This window comes from Streptococcus sp. 596553, assembly GCF_900411395.1.
In the GTDB taxonomy this organism is placed as follows: domain Bacteria; phylum Bacillota; class Bacilli; order Lactobacillales; family Streptococcaceae; genus Streptococcus; species Streptococcus mitis_BA.
Genome location: NZ_OXCQ01000032.1, coordinates 1 through 733, shown reverse-complemented (window position 1 = coordinate 733; position 733 = coordinate 1). Strand labels below are relative to the sequence as shown.

Genomic DNA, 733 nt, shown 5'->3' with positions numbered 1-733 from the left:
TCCATTTCCAGCCAAGAGTCTAGTTGATTCAGTGCTAAATAGTTTTGGAAATCCTCATAGGAACGGCCTTTTTTAGCTTCTTTAGGGATGGAAGGTAGCTTACTTTTTCGTCTTTCTTTGAATTTAACGGCTCTGGCAAGATCAATCGGAGCGATAGATAGGTACCCTTTTCGGATGTGTCGATAGACAGTTGAGGAGCTGACATCAAGGTTATGAGTTTTGAGAATATGATAGATGTGTTGTCCTTTTTTAACCCCATCAGAAATGACTTTGTCCATGTCCCAGAAGGTCTTGGAATTGAGGGGAGTTCCTTCACGAGCTTCTCCAAGAGTTTGTTCGTATTGTTTTTGAGCTTGCTTAGCGAGGTAGAAGATCTTCTTATAGCCACAATTCTGTCTTCTTTTAGGGCAGCCGTTACAGACAAAGGGAGCTTTGTCGAGTAGAGGGCAAGGAAGGTTATGGCATGTAGACTCTCGGACTTGTCTGTTTCGTTTGACTTCTTTAGAAACAGTAGTCGGGTCTTTTAGAATGGATTGTCCAATAGCTTTGAAGGTTTCACTGCGCTCTAAACCTAATTGGATATCATTACGGTCTGAAAGGGTAAGGTGTTTATGTTTTGTCATAGTAGACCTCGTTTCTAACTCAAACGTCTCACACTTAATTCCACCATAAAAATCCGTTTTAGACTAATTTCCACTTTGGTCAGGCAAGTGGAAGTTACTTTGAGAAGTTA

Annotated in this window: 1 protein-coding gene; it reads right to left on the bottom strand. The window is 40.9% G+C overall.

From position 1 onward, the window contains the following. The coding region (locus DSY56_RS11665) for a helix-turn-helix domain-containing protein (protein WP_160109935.1) at positions 1–623 on the bottom strand (623 nt) is incomplete at its 3' end. Between the last annotated feature and the right edge of the window lie 110 nt (positions 624–733).